We start from the raw sequence: 15,795 nt of genomic DNA on the forward strand, positions 1-15,795 counted from the left end.
GTACGGGTGCTGCGGGTGGTACGGCGTCGCGGGTGCCGGTCGCGGGTGTCGGTCGCGGGTGTCGGTCGCGGGTGCCGGTCGCGGGTGCCGGTCGCGGGTGCCGGTCGCGGGTGCCGGTCGCGGGTGTCGGTCGCGGGTGTCAGGAGTGCTCGACGACCGTGTCCGTGAGGACCGGCGCGTCGTCCCGGTCCGCCGCGCCGACGGCCACCCGCACCGTGCCCTCGCCCTGCCACATGCGGATGCGCAGGGTCTCGCCCGGGTACACCACCCCGGCGAACCGGGTGGTGTAGGAGCGCACCCGGGCGACGTCGCCGCCGAGCAGCGTGTCCACGACCGCCTTGAGGGTGATGCCGTAGGTGCACAGGCCGTGCAGGATGGGCCGGTCGAAACCGGCGCGCCGGGCGAACTCGGGGTCGGCGTGCAGGGGGTTGTAGTCGCCGCAGAGGCGGTAGAGCAGGGCCTGGTCCTCGCGCACGGGCCGCTCGACGGTCCGGTCCGGCTCGCCCGTGGGCGGCTCGGGGCGGGCGCCGGGGCCGCGGTCGCCGCCCCAGCCGCCCTCGCCGCGTACGAAGATCTGGGCGTCGGCCGTCCACAGCGGGCCGTCCGTGTCGGCGACGTCGGTGCGCAGGACGAGGAGGGCCGCCTTGCCCTTGTCGTACACGGCGGCGATGCGGGAGGTGGCGGTGGCGGTGCCGCGCACCGGGAGGGGCCGGTGGACCGTGAGCGACTGGCCGCCGTGCAGCACCCGGGCGAGGTCGACGTCGATGCCCGGCATGGACAGCCCGCTGATCACGCCGGGGGATCCGGCGCCCGCGACGGTGGCGAAGCTCGGCAGGACGTGCAGCCGGGACTCCAGGGTGTAGCGCAGTTCGTCGGGGTCGGTGGCGGGGTGGGGCCGGTCGGGGTTGGCGGCCGCGCCGATGCCGAGGTGGTAGAGCTGGACGTCCTTGGCGGTCCAGGTGATCTCGCCGGAGCGGGGTTCGGCGGCGAGGGCCTTGGCGGCGTCGATGGGCATGGGGCTCCTGACGGGTCTTCGAGACCTCGGCGCGGACGTCCGCACCGTCGGCCGCACCGAGGTCGTCCACGGGCGGGATCTAGAACGCGTTCCAGTCCGGCGGCCCCCTGTATAGCCGAGCGCTCCGCAGTTGTGAAGCCTCCTGACGTGGCGTCAGACACCGGGTTCTCTTCGTACGCTGTTTGCGACCATGCACTTCTTTCGGGGGAAACGGGGAACACGGACATGACGACGCGCGCACGGAGAATCCGGTGCCGCCTTCAGGACCTGCACGCCGAGCGGCTGAGATGGCAGGCCGAACACGAGCGCTTCAAGGCCGCGCAGCGGGCCGCCCGGAAGGAGGGCAGGACCCCGGACGTCGACCACCCGGGCCCGCCGCCCACCGGCTTCGCCCTGCTGCCCTGGCTGCTGATGGGGACGGGATCCCTCTCGGACCTGCTCCGCGGCGAGACCCCGAACCCGTGGTGGGGCGCCCTGGGCCTGGTCGCCTTCGACTGCCTGTACGTCTACGTCGCCTTCCGCTCCTTCGAACGGGACCGGCGGGAGGCGGTCCCCACCCGGGTGGCGCTGGCGCTGATGGGCCTGGTGGCGACGGGCCTGGCGCTCGGCTACGGCGGCGACTGGCTGGTCTTCCTCCCGCTGCTGGGGCTCGCGGCGGGCGCCGCCCTGCGCGGTCCGTGGCTGGGCCGTACGGGCCTGCTGCTGTCGGGGTACGCGGGCGCCGTCTCCTCCGTCCGCGGCGACTGGGGGGACGCGTCCGGCATCGGCTACGCCACCTTCCTCTCCACCATGGTGACCGCCGCCATCCTCGGTCTGTCCGAGGCCGTGCGGGAGCTGCGCGCCGCCCGGGAGGAGCTGGCCCGGCAGGCGGTGGAGCAGGAGCGGCTGCGGTTCTCCCGGGATCTGCACGACCTGCTCGGGCACACCCTGTCGGTGATCGTGGTGAAGTCGGAGGCGGCCCGCCGGCTGGCCCCGCGCGACATGGGCGCGGCGCTGGCGCAGATCACGGACATCGAGTCGGTGGGGCGGCAGGCGCTCACCGAGATCCGCGAGGCGGTGACCGGCTACCGCGAGGGCAGCCTCGCCACCGAGCTGACCCGGGCCCGGTCGGCGCTGTCCGCGGCGAGCGTGGTGCCGGTGGTGCAGCAGTCGGGGACGCCGCTCGCGCCGCAGACCGAGGCGCTGCTCGGCTGGGTGGTGCGCGAGGCGGTGACCAACGTGGTGCGGCACAGCGACGCCACCCGGTGCGAGATCACCGTCGAGGGCACCACCGAGCTGGTGCGGCTCACCGTCACCGACAACGGCGGCGGTGCGCCCGCGTCCCGGCCCGAGCCGGGCATCGGCGGCACGGGCCTGAAGGGGCTGACCGAGCGCCTGGCGGCGGCGGGCGGCTCGCTCACGGCCGGCCCGTCGCCGCGCGGCGGCTTCACGGTGACCGCCGAACTCCCCGTCAACTCCGGTGAGTTGGCGGCCCTCGGCGTGCCTACGGGGCCCACGGGGAGCTGACCGCCCAGCTGACGTCGTCGGTCCAGGACGTGCAGCTGCCGAGGAAGAGTCTTCGACCGGACCGCGGCTCGATGCGCGGCGCGCCGGCCCTGCACCGGCGCGTCAGATCACTCGAACACCTCCGCGTTCGCATAACTGGTCCCCTCCGGGGCTGTGCACACGAACCAGTTCACCGGGGAACCGGCCGCCCGCACCGGCCGGGTCAGGGTGCTGGTGCCGTCCTTCCAGACGCACTTGACCTGCGGGGCGGTGGTGGAGACCTCGCCCACCACGAGCCGCTCCGGGCCGTCGGAGTTCCCCTCGGCCAGCGGCAGCGCCGCCGACATGGAGTCCGTGGCGGTCATGGACGCCCACTTCACGGCCGAGTCGAACATGATCACCCTGAGGTGGTTGCCGCCGTAGTACAGGCCCGCGTAGTGCGAGGTCTTGCCGATCAGGTGCAGGCGGTCGGGCAGCGCGCCCTCGTCGATGCCGTACTTCCGCATCGCGGCCAGCTGACCGGTCACCTCGGTGTGGTCCCGCGGCGGTCCCCACACGGAGAGCACGACACGCCACCTCTTGCCGTGGTCCGTGCCCCGCGCCAGCTCGGTGAGCTGCGGGGTGTACACATGCCGGGGGTCCTGCGGGGCGGGCGGCGCGGTGGCCACGTCCGACCGGGTGCCGGTGTGGCCGCCGCCGGGCAGCCCCGTCACGGCCAGCGTCGCCCCCGTGGAGCCCGCCAGCACCAGGGCGGTGGCCGCGGCCACCGCCCAGCGGCGCGCCCTGCGGCGGCGGCCGCCCCGGATGACCGCCTGGACGGGGGCTATGCCGATCTCGACCTCGTCCGCGGCGTCCGCGAGAAGGAAGGAGATGTCGGTCCGGCTCATGTCGTTGTTCTCCGCGCTCATCACTTCCGCCCTCCGTGGGTCACCGTCTCCGCCAGTCCCGGTATGGCCCGCAGCTTCGCGATGCCCTTGGCCGCGTTGCTCTTGACCGTGCCGACCGAACAGCCCATCGCCTCGGCCGCCTGACTCTCGGTCAGGTCCTCCCAGTAGCGCAGGACCACCGCCTCGCGCTGCCGCACGGGCAGCTGGGCGAGCGCCTTGAGGAGGGTCCTGCGGTCGTCGGCCTGCGCGATCCGGTCCCCTGTGTCGGCCACCTCGGGCACCAGCCCCGAGTCGTCCTTCGGCGCCAGGTACTCCTTCAGCCTCCTGCGGTGCTTGCGCGCATGCAGATTGATCATCACGCGCCGTACGTACGCGTCGGGTTCGTCGGCCCTGCCGACCCGGCTCCAGGCCACGAAGACCCGCTCCAGCGTCGACTGCACCAGATCCTCGGCCGCGTGCTGCTCCCCCGTGAGAAGAAATGCCGTACGCATCAGCCGCGGCCAGCGGCCGACCATGAAGCTCTGGAACTCCTCGGCCCCTGTCTGCTTCCCGTCCCCCATGGGCACCTCCTAGACATTCAAAGGAGTCCATGAGCGGCCCGAACCGTTGCCCCTCCCACGGAAAATCCCGGAAGCCGGTGCACCCGGCCCCCGGGCAGCGCCTCGGCGTCCTTCACTGTGCCCGCTTCATGCGCACCGGCACCCCGCAGTGCCCGCTTCATGCGCACCGGCACCCCCCGCAGTGCCCGCTTCATGCGCACCGGCGCCCTCCGCAATACCCGCGTCAGCGCCCCGGCGGGCCCTCCGCAGCTCCCGCTTCAGCGCCCCGGCGCCGGCGCGCTCACTTCCGCGGCAGCCACAGCCGTACCAGCACCGCGCCGCACAGCAGGACCACCGTGCTCGCGCGGAAGGCCAGGGCGTAGCCGTCGGTCAGGGCCGCGGGGCCGGTGCCGCCGTCCGTGCCGGAGGCGGCGACCGTGGACATCACGGCGAGCCCCAGCGAGCCGCCCATCGTCCGGGAGGTGTTGATCAGGCCGGAGACCACCCCGGCCTCGCCCGGAGCCGCCCCGGAGGTGGCCAGCGAGGCGAGCGGGGTCGCGGCCAGGCCCGCGCCGAGCATCATCAGGACGCCCGGGATCATGATCGCGGTGACGTACTGCCCGTGCGCGCTCATCGTCGACTGCCAGCCGAAGCCGGCCGCGGCCACCAGCGTGCCCAGCACCGCCACCGACCGGGCGCCCGCCGTCCGCATCAGCCGCGGCGCCAGCTTGGAGCCGACGACCACGGACAGCGAGCTGGGCACCAGGGCGACACCGGCCTCCAGCGGCGAGTAGTGGAGCACGTTCTGCGCGTACAGGGTCATGAAGTACCACATGCAGAACATGGCCGAGCCGGAGACGAACATCGCCGCGTTCGCCGAGGCCACCGAGCGCAGCCGGAGCAGCCCGAGCGGCATCAGCGGGGCCGCCGTACGCGCCTCGACCAGCAGGAAGCCGCCGATCAGCAGCAGACCGGCGAGCAGCGGCAGCAGCGTGGCCGGTGCCGCCCAGCCCTCGGCCTCGGTCTGCGAGATGCCGTAGGCCAGGGTGCCGAGGCCCGCCGTCACCAGCAGCGCGCCCGGCAGGTCCAGGCGCCGTCCGTCCCCGATGCGGCTCTCGGTGAGCCACAGCACCGAGCCGGCCAGCACCACCGCGCCCACCGGCACGTTGATCAGCAGCACCCAGCGCCAGGACAGCGCGTCCACGAGCAGCCCGCCGACCAGTCCGCCCGCGGCGCCGCCGCCCGCGCCCACCGCGGTCCAGGTCGCGATCGCGCGGGCCCGGGCCGGTCCCTCGGGCACGGCGGAGGTGAGCAGGGTCAGGGTGGAGGGGGCGAGCACCGCCGCGCCGAGCCCCTGCACGGCCCGCGCCAGCAGCAGCTGCCAGCCCTCCTGGGCCAGGCCGCCGCCCAGCGAGGCCAGCGTGAACAGGCCGAGCCCGACGAGGAACATCCGCTTGCGGCCGTACAGGTCGCCGGCCCGGCCGCCGAGCAGCATGAACCCGGCGAAGGCGATGGCGTAGGCGTTCACCACCCACTGGAGCCCGGAGGCGCTGAGCCCGAGGTCGGTGCGCATCGACGGAAGGGCGACGTTCACCACCGACACGTCCAGGACGACCAGGAACTGGCCGGCGCAGGCCAGCGCCACCACCAGCCAGGTGGGCGGCTTCGTCCGACGGGATATGACGGGCGGGGTCTCGGTGGCTTCCAGCATGGGTGTCATGTTCTCAACCCCATGACGGTCCTTGCATCGGCATTTCGGACCACCGGGCCCTAGGCCGCTGGGCCTACGCGGGGAGCCCTGGGACCCCCGCCGGCCCTTGACGCCATCTCAGAAACCCATGGAACGGTCAAGAATTCATTAGGAGCTCGAAGCAACGGAATAGTTGCCTGCGCATACGAGGTTTACCCAGCACTTATGTACACGGGAGGCCTCACTCAATGACGCAGACGACGACCGACCAGCCCACCCGGGCGGTGAGCGGGGCCGTGGTCCCGGTGCTCGCCTTCGCGGGCATCGTGGTCGCGGTGATGCAGACCCTGCTCGTGCCGGTCATCAAGGACCTGCCGCAGCTGCTGGACACCGCCCCCAGCAACGCCACCTGGGTCCTCACCTCGACCCTCCTGTCCGGCGCCGTGGCCACCCCGATCATGGGCCGGCTCGGCGACCTCTACGGCAAGCGGCGCATGCTGATCCTCAGCCTCGCCGTGATGGTGGTCGGCGCCCTGGTCAGCGCGCTCACCAGCCAGCTGCTCACCATGATCGTCGGTCGCACCCTCCAGGGCTTCGCCATGGGCGCGATCCCGCTCGGCATCGGCCTGATGCGGGACATGCTGCCGCGCGAGAAGCTCGGCTCGGCCATGGCCCTGATGAGCTCCTCCATCGGCGTCGGCGGCGGCCTCGCACTGCCCGCCGCCGCCCTGGTCGCGCAGCACGCCGACTGGCACGCCCTGTTCTACGGCGCCGCCGGCCTCGGCGTGCTGTCCATCGCGCTGACGCTCCTCGTCGTCCCCGAGTCCCCGATGCGGGCCGAGGGCACCTTCGACCTGGCCGGCGCGATAGGCCTGTCCACCGGTCTGGTGCTGCTCCTGCTGCCGATCACCAAGGGCAGCGACTGGGGCTGGTCCTCCGGCACCACGCTGGGCCTGTTCGCCGCGTCCGTCGTCGTGCTCCTCCTGTGGGGCCTGTTCGAGCTGCGCGCCGCGGCTCCCCTGGTCGACCTGCGCACCACCGCCCGCCCGGCGGTGCTCTTCACCAACCTGGCCTCGATCATGGTCGGCGTCGCGTTCTACGTCGTCTCGCTGGTCCTGCCCCAGCTGCTCCAGCTGCCGAAGGCGACCGGCTACGGCCTCGGCCAGTCCATGGTCGTCGCCGGACTGTGCGTGGCGCCGCTGGGCCTGACCATGATGTTCACCGCCCCGATCTACGCCCGCCTCTCCGCCCGCTTCGGCCCCAAGGTCACCCTCATCATCGGCCTGCTGATCATCGCCCTCGGCTACGGCGGCGGCCTCGGCCTGATGGACGCGGCCTGGCAGACGATCGTCACGTCCGTGGTCCTCGGCGCGGGCATCGGTCTGGCCTACTCCTCCCTGCCCGCACTGATCGTCGGCGCCGTCCCGGCCTCCGAGACGGGCGCCGCGAACGGCCTGAACACCCTGATGCGGTCCATCGGCACCTCGGTGTCGAGCGCCGTCATCGGCATGGTCCTGGCCAACACGGCGAACGACGTCGGCGGCATCGAGATCCCGACCATGCACGGCTTCCGGGTCTCCTTCCTGATCGCCACGGCCGCCGTCGCCGCGGGTCTGGTGCTGGCGCTGTTCCTGCCGAAGGCCGGCCGCCCGGCCCCGCAGGAGCACCCGCAGCTGCGGGCCAGCAGCGAGGAGGACGCCGTGCTGGAGCGCGCCGAGGAGGTGCTGCGCGGCTTCCGCGGGCGGGTCCTGGGCGCCGACGGGGTACCGGTCGCCCGGGCCAAGGTCACGCTGATCGACCGCCGGGGACGGCAGGCCGGGGCGACCGTCTCCGACGAGGACGGCGGGTATGCGCTGGCCGTGCCGGAGCGGGGAGCGTACGTGCTGGCGGCGAAGGCCTCCGGCCATGGGCCGCTGGCTTCTGCCGCGACGCATTCCGGTGAGGAGCGGACTGTGGAGCTGGATCTGGCGTTGCCGGTGGAGGTGGTGAGCGCGTAGCGCTCTGCGCGTGGAGCTCGGGGGGTTCTGTTCGTCTTGCGGGTGACGCGCCGTCGTGGCTTGTCGCGCCCGCGCGGCGGAGCCGCATATCGATACAGCCCCGCGCCCCTTTGGGGCGTTGCCGCACCCCCGGTCACCTGAGTGACCGGGGGTGCGGCAGCATGGGCGGCCGGAACAGTCGTACGACCGGAAGGCTTCCCATGCCCGGCAGCGCCCCCAAGCCCGAAGTTCTGGCCGCGTTCGAAGCGGCCAAGGGTTTCATGCCCGTGGACGAGGGGCTGGCGTTGTACGAGGCCGCCGTCGAGGCCGGGGCGCTCGGGTTGCCGTTGCTGGAGGTCGGTACCTACTGCGGGCGGTCCACCATCCTGCTCGCCGACGCCGCCCGGGCGGCCGGGGTGACGGCGCTGACCGTCGACCACCACCGGGGCAGCGAGGAGCAGCAGCCCGGCTGGGACTACCACGACCCGGAGACGGTCGATCCGGAGGTGGGGCTGATGGACACGCTGCCGACCTTCCGCCGGACGCTGTTCCGGGCCGGGCTGGAGGAGCACGTGGTCGCCCTCGTCGGGCGCTCCCCGCAGATCGCCGCCTTCTGGAACTCCCCGCTCGGTCTCGTGTTCGTGGACGGCGGCCACACCGACGAGCACGCCACCGCCGACTACGAGGGCTGGGCGCCGCACCTCGCCGAGGGCGGACTGCTCGTCATCCACGACGTGTTCCCGCACCCCGAGGACGAGTTCACCGGCCAGGCGCCGTACCGGGTGTATCTGCGGGCGCTGGAGTCCGGGGCGTTCACGGAGGTCTCCGCCACCGGCTCGCTGCGTGTCCTGCGGCGAACCGGCGCCGGGATCGGAACGGCCGGTTAGAGTCGCAGACGTGTCGTACGCAGGACCGGAATTCGAACCCCCGCAGGTACGCCGGCTCCGGCGTGGCCCGCTGACCGTGGCGCTGGCCGCGCTGGTGCCCGGGGCGCTGGCCGGCTGGGCGGTGTACGCGGCGGTGGGCGGCGGCGGCGCGGACGGCCCGGACCGTGCGCAGGCCGGCGCCTCGCACACGAACCCCTCGGCGGCCTCGTCCGCACCGTCTCCTGGACGACCCTCCCCCGACGACGGGAAGTCGTCCGCCACCCCGCTCGCCGGGAAGGTCATCGTCATCGACCCGGGCCACAACCCGGGCAACTTCCGGCACACGACGGAGATCAACCGCCCGGTGGACATCGGCACGAACCGCAAGGAGTGCGACACCACCGGGACGTCCACGAACGCCGGTTACACGGAGGCCGAGTTCACCCTCGACGTGGCACACCGGGTGCGCACCCTGCTGGAGAAGCAGGGCGCCACCGTGAAGTTCACCCATGACGGGAACAGCCCGGCGTGGGGGCCGTGCGTGGACCAGCGGGCCCGGATCGGGAACACCGCGCACGCCGACGCGGCCGTCTCCATCCATGCCGACGGCGCCACGGAGGGCGACCGGGGCTTCCATGTCATCCTGCCCGGGCCGGTGCACTCCGGTGCCGCCGACACCCGCCCGATCGTCGGCCCCTCGCGCGACCTGGGCACCCGGATCGTGGGCCGCTTCCTGCGCGACACCGGGGAGCCGCCCTCCAACTACCTCGGAAAAGGTACCGGTCTCGTCACACGTACGGACCTGGGCGGTCTCAATCTGTCAACAGTTCCCAAGGTGTTCATCGAGTGCGGCAACATGCGCGATAGCAAGGACGCGGCACTCCTGACCAGCGGGACGTGGCGGCAGCGTGCGGCGCGAGGGATCTCTGAGGGAATCGTGAGTTTCCTGCGTCGGTCGTGACCGCCGGGTGGATTCGGCCGTACGGCCGAATCCCGCGGCAGGTAGTGTCTACCGACGACGAGACGACCGACGAAGGACCTGAAGTGAATATCCGCTCCCTCACCAGGGGCGACGGCGCGGTGATCGTGGCAGCGTTGGTGCTGTTCATCGCGTCGTTCCTCGACAACTACTCGTACAACGTCGACGGCGCAGACAGCCTCGACATGCCGAACCTCTGGGCGAGCGGACCGGTCTTCCTCGGCGTGGTGCTCACGGGGATCATCGGCGCCGCGCTCGTCGTCGTGAACCGCGGGCTGCCGCAGCCCCGCAAGGTGGCCGGGCTCGACCTCGGCCAGGCCGGCGTCGCGTTCACCGTGGCCGCCGCGCTCTCGGCGCTCGGCAATGTCATCGACCCGGCCGGCGGCGGCAACAACTTCGGCGGCTCCAGCAGCGACGGGCCGGACGCGGGCACGGGGCTGATCCTCGCCCTGGTCGCCACGCTGGTCATGGCCGCGGCCGCCGTCGCCACCCCGCTGGTCCCGGCGCTCCAGGCCGCGCTGCTCCCGGCCAACAAGCCGGCCGCCCCGCTGCCCTACGGCGGTCAGCCGTCCGGTGGTTACGGCTACCCGGGTGCCCCGGCCGCCGCGCAGACGCCGTACGGCGCCCAGCCGCAGCCGGGTCAGCCGTTCGGCCAGCAGCAGCCGGCGGCCCCGCAGGGGGCCGCGGCCCCGGCTCCGGAGGCGCAGCCGGCCGGGGACTTCTCGCCGTTCTGGTTCGCGGTGCCGGTGGCCCGTCCGCTGTTCGGTGAGGACGGTTCGCCGACCCCGATCGCCGAACTGGCGCCCGGCACCTGGTACCTGGCGGTCGAGCAGCGCGGTGCCGCGCTGGTCGCGCAGACCCAGGACGGCCGCCGTGGCGTCCTCCAGGACACCTCCGGCATCCAGCGCGGCTGACCCGCCGGAACCGTCGCACACGGCCCCTCGCCCTTCCGGGCGGGGGGCCGTTGCCGTACAGTCACGCGACCGGCAGGGAATTGACGGACCGTCAGGAGGATCCGGTATGCGGCTGGGTCTGGCACTCGGATACTGGGGGCGCGGTCCCGATCCCCGGCACGTGGCGCTCGCGCGGGAGGCGGAGCGGCTCGGGTACGCCTCGGTGTGGACGGCGGAGTCCTGGGGCTCGGACGCCTTCACCCCGCTGACCTGGATCGCCGCGCACACCTCGACGATCGGGCTGGGTACGGCGGTTGCCCAGATGGCCGCCCGCTCACCGGCCGCCACCGCGATGCACGCCCTCACCCTGGACCACCTCTCCGGCGGGCGGGTGCTGCTCGGGCTCGGACTGTCCGGGCCGCAGGTGGTGGAGGGCTGGTACGGCCGTCCGTTCCCGGCGTCGCCGCTCGCCGCGACCCGGGAGTACGTGGAGGTCGTACGGCAGGTGCTGCGGCGGGAGGCGCCCGTGGAGGCGGCCGGACGGTTCCATCCACTGCCCTACCGGGGACCGGACGGCACCGGACTCGGCAGGCCCCTGAAATCCATCACGCATCCGCTGCGCCGGGACCTGCCGGTGCTGCTGGGCGCCGAGGGCCCGAAGAACGTCGCCCAGACCGTGCGGATCGCCGACGGCTGGCTGCCGCTGTACTGGGCGCCGAGCCGGCCCGAGGTGTACGGCGAGGCGGTGCGGGAGCTGCCCGAGGGGTTCATGGTGGCGCCGATGGCGCGGGTGAAGGTCTGCGACGACGTGGCGGAGGGGCTGCTGGCCGTCAAGGCCATGCTGGGCTTCTACATCGGCGGCATGGGGCACGCGGCCCGGAACTTCCACGCCGATCTGATGGCCCGTATGGGGTACGAGGAGGCGGCGCGGCGGATCCGGGAACTGTTCCTCGCCGGGCGGCGGCAGGAGGCGGTGCTGGCCGTGCCGGACGCCTTCGCCGACGAGATCTCCCTGGTCGGCCCGCGCGAGCGCATCGCCGAGCGGCTGGCGGCCTGGCGGGCGGGACCGGTGACGGACCTGCTGGCCCTGTCCCCGGACCCGCACACGCTCCGGGTGCTCGCGGAGCTGAACTCCTGAGCGGCGGCTAGCCCTTGGAGAGCTGGGAGGCCGAGGGGACCTGGTCCTTGACCGTGGCGCCGGCGCTGGCGCCCGCCTCCTTCACCTTGGCGATGACGTCGTCGAAGGAGTTGGCCGCGTTCGAGTCACCGCTGCGCAGCTTGGCCGGCAGGCTCTTCAGGGCCGCGATGCTCGCGCTGAGCGGGGCGAGCGCCTTGGACAGCGCCGGATCGCCCTGGGCGTTGCGGACGGCCGCCTTGAGCCGGTTGTAGGTGAACGCGCCCGCCAGCCCGGCCTTCACCAGGGCCAGCTTGCGGCCGTGCGCGCCCTTCTTGAACTTGCCGGCCTTCCAGGGCTTCACGATCCACTGGTAGGTGGCGCCGGCGGCGAGGCCCGCGTTCGCCACGAAGCGGGTCTTGGCGAACTTCTGCCGTTCGGCGGAGGTGCTGGGGCTCGGGCTGTCGGCGGCGGGCATGGCCTGCACCGCCACGCTGTCCTTCGTACGGGTCTGGCCGGTTCCGCAGGCGGTGGCACCGGCCAGCATGGCACAGCACAGGGTGAGCGCCACGACAAGGCGCCGCATCGGCACGGACATCGGTACGGGCACGGGGTCCTCCGGACACGTCCTCCCCGAGTGGTCTGCTTCCTCGGGCAGCCTCCCCCGGGGCGGCCGCACGCGCCACTTGGCGTCCGCCGTCCGGGTTTCACCGCCCGTCGCCCGGCAATCCGGAAGGTATGTCCCCTCGATATCGCAACCCTGCGAATCAGGCCGGGACGGTCGTCGCGATCGTCGCCGACGTCATGGCCGTGATCCTCGGCCTGTGGATCCTGATGTATCTGCTGGAGGCGAACCGGGCCAACAGCCTGGTCCAGTTCGTCCATGACACAGCCAGGTGGCTGGCGGGCTGGTCCCACGACCTCTTCACGTTCAACGAGGCGTGGGCCCGGGTCGTCGCAGGCTATGGCCTGGCCGCCGTGGTCTATCTGTTCGTCGGCCACGCCATCGCCCACCGCCTGCACCGGCACTGACGCCGGGCCCCGGCTCGCTGTCGGCTAGCCGCAGCAGTCGGGGTCCAGGCCGCTCGGGAGGTGTTCGGCGCCGAAGACCGCGCACGTCGCGTCGTGCCCGCCCAGCGCCGCCACCGCGAGCAGCAGCGACCCCGCCGTCCACGAGGTGAGTTCGCGCGGCCAGATCGCGTCGTCCTCGAAGACGTAGCCCGTCCAGTACAGGCCGGTCTCCGGGTCGCGCAGATGCTGGATGGACTGGAGGATCTCCAGCGCCCGGTCCGACTCGCCCATCGCCCACAGGGCCAGGGCGAGTTCGCTGGACTCGCCGCCGGTCACCCAGGGGTTGGGGACCACGCAGCGCACCCCGAGGCCGGGGACGACGAAGCGGTCCCAGGACTCCTCGATGCGGGCCTTGGCCTCGGCTCCGGTGAGGGCGCCGCCGAGGACCGGGTAGTACCAGTCCATCGAGTAGCGGTCCTTGTCGAGGAACCGCTCCGGGTGCCGGCGGATGGCGTGCCGCAGCGCCCCGGCCGCCAGCTCCCAGTCCGGCTGCGGCTCCTCGCGCTGCTCGGCGATGGCCAGCGCGCAGCGCAGCGCGTGGTGGATCGAGGAACTGCCGGTCAGCAGGGCGTCCGTGGCCGCCGTACCGTCGTCGTCGCGGCGCCAGCCGATCTGCCCACCGGGCTGCTGGAGCCGCAGCACCCACTCCATAGCCGCGTAGACACAGGGCCACATGCGGTCCAGGAACGTGTCGTCGCCGGTGGAGAGGTAGTGGTGCCAGACGCCTACGGCTATGTAGGCGACGAAGTTCGACTCGCGGGCGCGGTCGGTGACGTCGTCGTGGGCGCCGTCGGCGTAGGCCGCGTACCAGGAGCCGTCCTCGTTCTGGTGCCGGGCCAGCCAGAGGTAGGCCCGCTCGGCGGCCTCGTGCTCGCCGGCCGCGTCCAGGGCCATGGCGGCCTCGGTGTGGTCCCACGGGTCGAGGTGGTGGCCGCGGAACCAGGGGATCGCGCCGTCCTCCCGCTGCACCGCGAGGATCCCGCGCACGGTCGCGGCGGCCTGCTCGGCGGTGAGGACCCCGGGCAGGACGAGGTGTTCTGTCCGGGGAGTGGTCACCGGGCGGCCGCCTCGTCGGAGAGCCGGGGCAGGTGCGGCTTGGTCGCGTAGACGACGAAGCTCTTGCCGATCAGCGGGTTGAGCGCCTGCTCGGCGACCCGGGTGGCGAGCGGCTTCTTCATGATGTCCCAGACCAGCAGCTTGTGGTACGCCTTCACCGGCAGCGCCTTGTCGTTGTCGACTCCGAAGGCGCACTTCAGCCACCAGTACGGCGAGTGCAGGGCGTGCGCGTGGTGGGTGCCGTACGGCTTCAGGCCCGCCTCGCGGACCTTGGCGAGCAGTTCGTCCGCCTTGTAGATGCGGATGTGGCCGCCCTCGACCTCGTGGTAGGCGTCGGACAGCGCCCAGCAGACCTTCTCGGGGCCGTAGCGCGGCACGGTGATCGCGATGCGGCCGCCCGGCCGGAGGACCCGGACCATCTCCGCGAGGACGCCCTTGTCGTCGGGGATGTGCTCCATCACCTCGGAGATGATGACGACGTCGAAGGACTCGTCCGGGAAGGGCAGGGCGAGGGCGTCGCCCTCCATCGCGGTGGCGGTGGCCCCGGCCGGCGCCTCCCCGGCCTCCTTCATCGCCGCGAACCACTTGGCGACCTCGCGGATCTCCTCGGCGTTCTGGTCGAGGGCCACCACCTGGGCGCCGCGCCGGTAGCACTCGAAGGCGTGCCGGCCGGCCCCGCAGCCGAGGTCCAGGACTCGGTCGCCCGGGGCGAGCGGGAACCGGGAGAAGTCGACGGTCAGCACGTGGCCCTGCTTTCGGAGGAGACGCCTGCAACGGTTACCGGGTCCGCGAAGCGGCCGGGGGTCTGGGCCGCCGAGCGGCCGGAGCCCGGGGTGCGGGGGGTGCCCGCGGAGCGGGCGATGGCCTCGCGGTAGTGGGCGACGGTGCCCTCCGCGGCGCGCGCCCAGGTGAAGTGCCGCAGCACCCTGTCCCGGCCCGCCGAGCCGAGCCGGGCCCGCAGCTCCGGGTCCCCGAGCAGCCGGCCGAGCCCGGCGGCCAGCGCCCCCGCGTCCCCGGGCGGTACGGCCAGACAGGTCTCGCCGTCGCGGCCGGCGACCTCGGGGATCGCGCCGCCGGTGGTGGCGAGCAGCGGGGTGCCGGTGGCCATGGCCTCGGCGGCGGGCAGCGAGAACCCCTCGTACAGCGAGGGCACACAGGCGATCTCGGCCGAGCGGATCAGGTCGACCAGCTCGGCGTCGGAGATGCCCTTGACGAAGTCGACGGCGCCGTCGAGGCCGTACCGCTCGATGGCCGCCGCGACCGGCCCCTTCGTGGGCCGCTTGCCGACGACGACGAGATGGGCGGCCGGGTGCTCGGTGCGCACCTTGGCCAGCGCCTCCACCAGGAACACCAGGCCCTTGAGGGGCACGTCCGCGCTGGAGGTGGTGACGATCCGGCCCGGCACCTCGGCCACGGACGGATCCGGCGCGAACAGATCGGTGTCGGCGCCGATGTGGACGACGTGCAGCCGGTCGTCGCGGACGCCGAGGTGGTCCACGATCTCCTGCTTGGAGGTGCCGGAGACGGTGAGCACCGAGGGCAGCCGGCGGGCGACGCGCTTCTGCATCCGGGTGAAGGCGTACCAGCGGCGCACCGCGTAGCGGCGCTGCCGGCTGTCGGCCGCGTCCAGTTCGAGCTGCCGGTCGACGGTGATGGGGTGGTGGATGGTGGTGACCAGCGGGGCGCCGATGTCACCGAGGAGGCCGTAGCCGAGGGTCTGGTTGTCGTGGACGACGTCGAACTCGCCGCGCCGGGCGCGCAGATGGCGGCGGGCCCGCAGGGAGAAGGTCAGCGGCTCGGGAAAGCCGCCGGTCCACATCGTCGCCACTTCGAGGGCGTCGATCCAGTCCCGGTACTCGCCCCGCCCGGGGGTGCGGAAGGGGTCGGGCTGGCGGTAGAGGTCGAGGCTCGGCAGCTCGGTGAGGGTGAGGCCGGGGTATCCCTCGTCGAGGACGGGGTACGGCTGCGATCCGATGACCTCGACCCGGTGCCCGAGCCGGGCCAGCTCCCGCGAGAGGTGACGTACGTACACCCCTTGGCCGCCGCAGAACGGGTTCCCTTTATAGGTGAGGAGAGCGATGTCGAGCGGTCGCCCGCCGTCGGCAGCGGGGCCTTCTTCGGCGCCTGCCGTCCGGGCCTCAGCGGTCACTCCGTGCCCCCTTCTGCCTGCACTGTCCCGCGAGACTACGACGGGACGCTAATCTAGAACAAGTTACAGACTTGA

Annotated in this window: 15 protein-coding genes; 7 read left to right on the top strand and 8 right to left on the bottom strand. The window is 73.0% G+C overall.

The window, feature by feature from the left end; translation table 11 throughout:
• Nucleotides 1-139: 139 nt before the first annotated feature.
• Nucleotides 140-1,015, bottom strand: a complete 876-nt coding sequence (locus ACFVIU_RS25065) for a MaoC/PaaZ C-terminal domain-containing protein (RefSeq protein WP_385845186.1) — start codon at nucleotides 1,013-1,015, stop codon at nucleotides 140-142.
• Nucleotides 1,016-1,240: 225 nt separating this feature from the next.
• Here ACFVIU_RS25065 and ACFVIU_RS25070 point away from each other — a divergent pair, with 225 nt between their 5' ends.
• Nucleotides 1,241-2,521 carry a sensor histidine kinase gene (locus tag ACFVIU_RS25070; protein ID WP_385845187.1) on the top strand — a complete coding sequence of 427 codons (1,281 nt, stop codon included), beginning with the start codon at nucleotides 1,241-1,243 and terminating at the stop codon, nucleotides 2,519-2,521.
• Nucleotides 2,522-2,628: 107 nt separating this feature from the next.
• Here the strand turns inward: ACFVIU_RS25070 and ACFVIU_RS25075 are convergent, their stop codons facing one another.
• The 3 genes from ACFVIU_RS25075 to ACFVIU_RS25085 all read right to left on the bottom strand — a co-directional run bounded on the left by ACFVIU_RS25075 (nucleotide 2,629) and on the right by ACFVIU_RS25085 (nucleotide 5,637).
• A complete protein-coding gene (locus tag ACFVIU_RS25075) occupies nucleotides 2,629-3,408 on the bottom strand; it encodes a hypothetical protein (protein ID WP_385845188.1) in 780 nt (259 codons plus the stop codon).
• A complete protein-coding gene (locus ACFVIU_RS25080) occupies nucleotides 3,408-3,947 on the bottom strand; it encodes a SigE family RNA polymerase sigma factor (protein WP_385845189.1) in 540 nt (179 codons plus the stop codon). Before ACFVIU_RS25080 ends, ACFVIU_RS25075 begins: the two co-directional genes overlap by 1 nt.
• Before the next feature lie 280 nt (nucleotides 3,948-4,227).
• On the bottom strand, nucleotides 4,228-5,637 hold the full coding sequence (locus tag ACFVIU_RS25085) for an MFS transporter (RefSeq protein ID WP_385845190.1): 1,410 nt from the start codon (nucleotides 5,635-5,637) through the stop codon (nucleotides 4,228-4,230).
• A 227-nt stretch (nucleotides 5,638-5,864) separates the two neighbouring features.
• Here ACFVIU_RS25085 and ACFVIU_RS25090 point away from each other — a divergent pair, with 227 nt between their 5' ends.
• From ACFVIU_RS25090 to ACFVIU_RS25110, 5 genes are all read left to right on the top strand, one after another.
• Entirely contained in the window at nucleotides 5,865-7,613 is a 1,749-nt protein-coding gene (locus tag ACFVIU_RS25090; RefSeq protein WP_385845191.1) for an MFS transporter, read from the top strand.
• 200 nt (nucleotides 7,614-7,813) lie between these two features.
• Nucleotides 7,814-8,479, top strand: a complete 666-nt coding sequence (locus tag ACFVIU_RS25095) for a class I SAM-dependent methyltransferase (RefSeq protein WP_385845192.1) — start codon at nucleotides 7,814-7,816, stop codon at nucleotides 8,477-8,479.
• Between the two features lie 10 nt (nucleotides 8,480-8,489).
• The gene (locus ACFVIU_RS25100) at nucleotides 8,490-9,419 is read left to right on the top strand and encodes an N-acetylmuramoyl-L-alanine amidase (protein WP_385845193.1); all 930 of its coding nucleotides are present in this window, start codon (nucleotides 8,490-8,492) and stop codon (nucleotides 9,417-9,419) included.
• Nucleotides 9,420-9,502: 83 nt separating this feature from the next.
• Nucleotides 9,503-10,351: a hypothetical protein gene (locus ACFVIU_RS25105; RefSeq protein WP_385845194.1), complete on the top strand. Its 849-nt coding sequence runs from the start codon at nucleotides 9,503-9,505 to the stop codon at nucleotides 10,349-10,351.
• Between the two features lie 106 nt (nucleotides 10,352-10,457).
• Nucleotides 10,458-11,468, top strand: coding sequence for an LLM class F420-dependent oxidoreductase (locus ACFVIU_RS25110; protein WP_385845195.1), 1,011 nt, complete (start codon nucleotides 10,458-10,460; stop codon nucleotides 11,466-11,468).
• Nucleotides 11,469-11,475: 7 nt separating this feature from the next.
• On the opposite strand, the gene ACFVIU_RS25115 is transcribed toward ACFVIU_RS25110, so the two are convergent.
• Complete coding sequence (locus ACFVIU_RS25115; protein ID WP_385845290.1) at nucleotides 11,476-12,042, bottom strand: hypothetical protein; 567 nt, start codon at nucleotides 12,040-12,042, stop codon at nucleotides 11,476-11,478.
• Between the two features lie 140 nt (nucleotides 12,043-12,182).
• On the opposite strand from ACFVIU_RS25115, the gene ACFVIU_RS25120 reads away from it, so the two are divergent.
• Nucleotides 12,183-12,476: a hypothetical protein gene (locus ACFVIU_RS25120; protein WP_385845196.1), complete on the top strand. Its 294-nt coding sequence runs from the start codon at nucleotides 12,183-12,185 to the stop codon at nucleotides 12,474-12,476.
• A gap of 24 nt (nucleotides 12,477-12,500) precedes the next feature.
• Here the strand turns inward: ACFVIU_RS25120 and ACFVIU_RS25125 are convergent, their stop codons facing one another.
• Genes ACFVIU_RS25125 through ACFVIU_RS25135 form a run of 3 tightly spaced genes read right to left on the bottom strand, consistent with a single transcriptional unit; the run spans nucleotide 12,501 to nucleotide 15,720 of the window.
• Nucleotides 12,501-13,571 (bottom strand): prenyltransferase, encoded by a 1,071-nt coding sequence (locus ACFVIU_RS25125; RefSeq protein WP_385845197.1) that lies wholly within the window; start codon nucleotides 13,569-13,571, stop codon nucleotides 12,501-12,503.
• Nucleotides 13,568-14,314 (bottom strand): class I SAM-dependent methyltransferase, encoded by a 747-nt coding sequence (locus ACFVIU_RS25130; protein WP_385845198.1) that lies wholly within the window; start codon nucleotides 14,312-14,314, stop codon nucleotides 13,568-13,570. The genes ACFVIU_RS25125 and ACFVIU_RS25130 overlap by 4 nt, the downstream gene beginning before the upstream one ends.
• A complete protein-coding gene (locus tag ACFVIU_RS25135) occupies nucleotides 14,308-15,720 on the bottom strand; it encodes a glycosyltransferase family 4 protein (protein WP_385845199.1) in 1,413 nt (470 codons plus the stop codon). The genes ACFVIU_RS25130 and ACFVIU_RS25135 overlap by 7 nt, the downstream gene beginning before the upstream one ends.
• Nucleotides 15,721-15,795 lie beyond the last annotated feature (75 nt).

The sequence above is a fragment of the Streptomyces sp. NPDC127190 genome (assembly GCF_042672505.1).
In the GTDB taxonomy this organism is placed as follows: domain Bacteria; phylum Actinomycetota; class Actinomycetes; order Streptomycetales; family Streptomycetaceae; genus Streptomyces.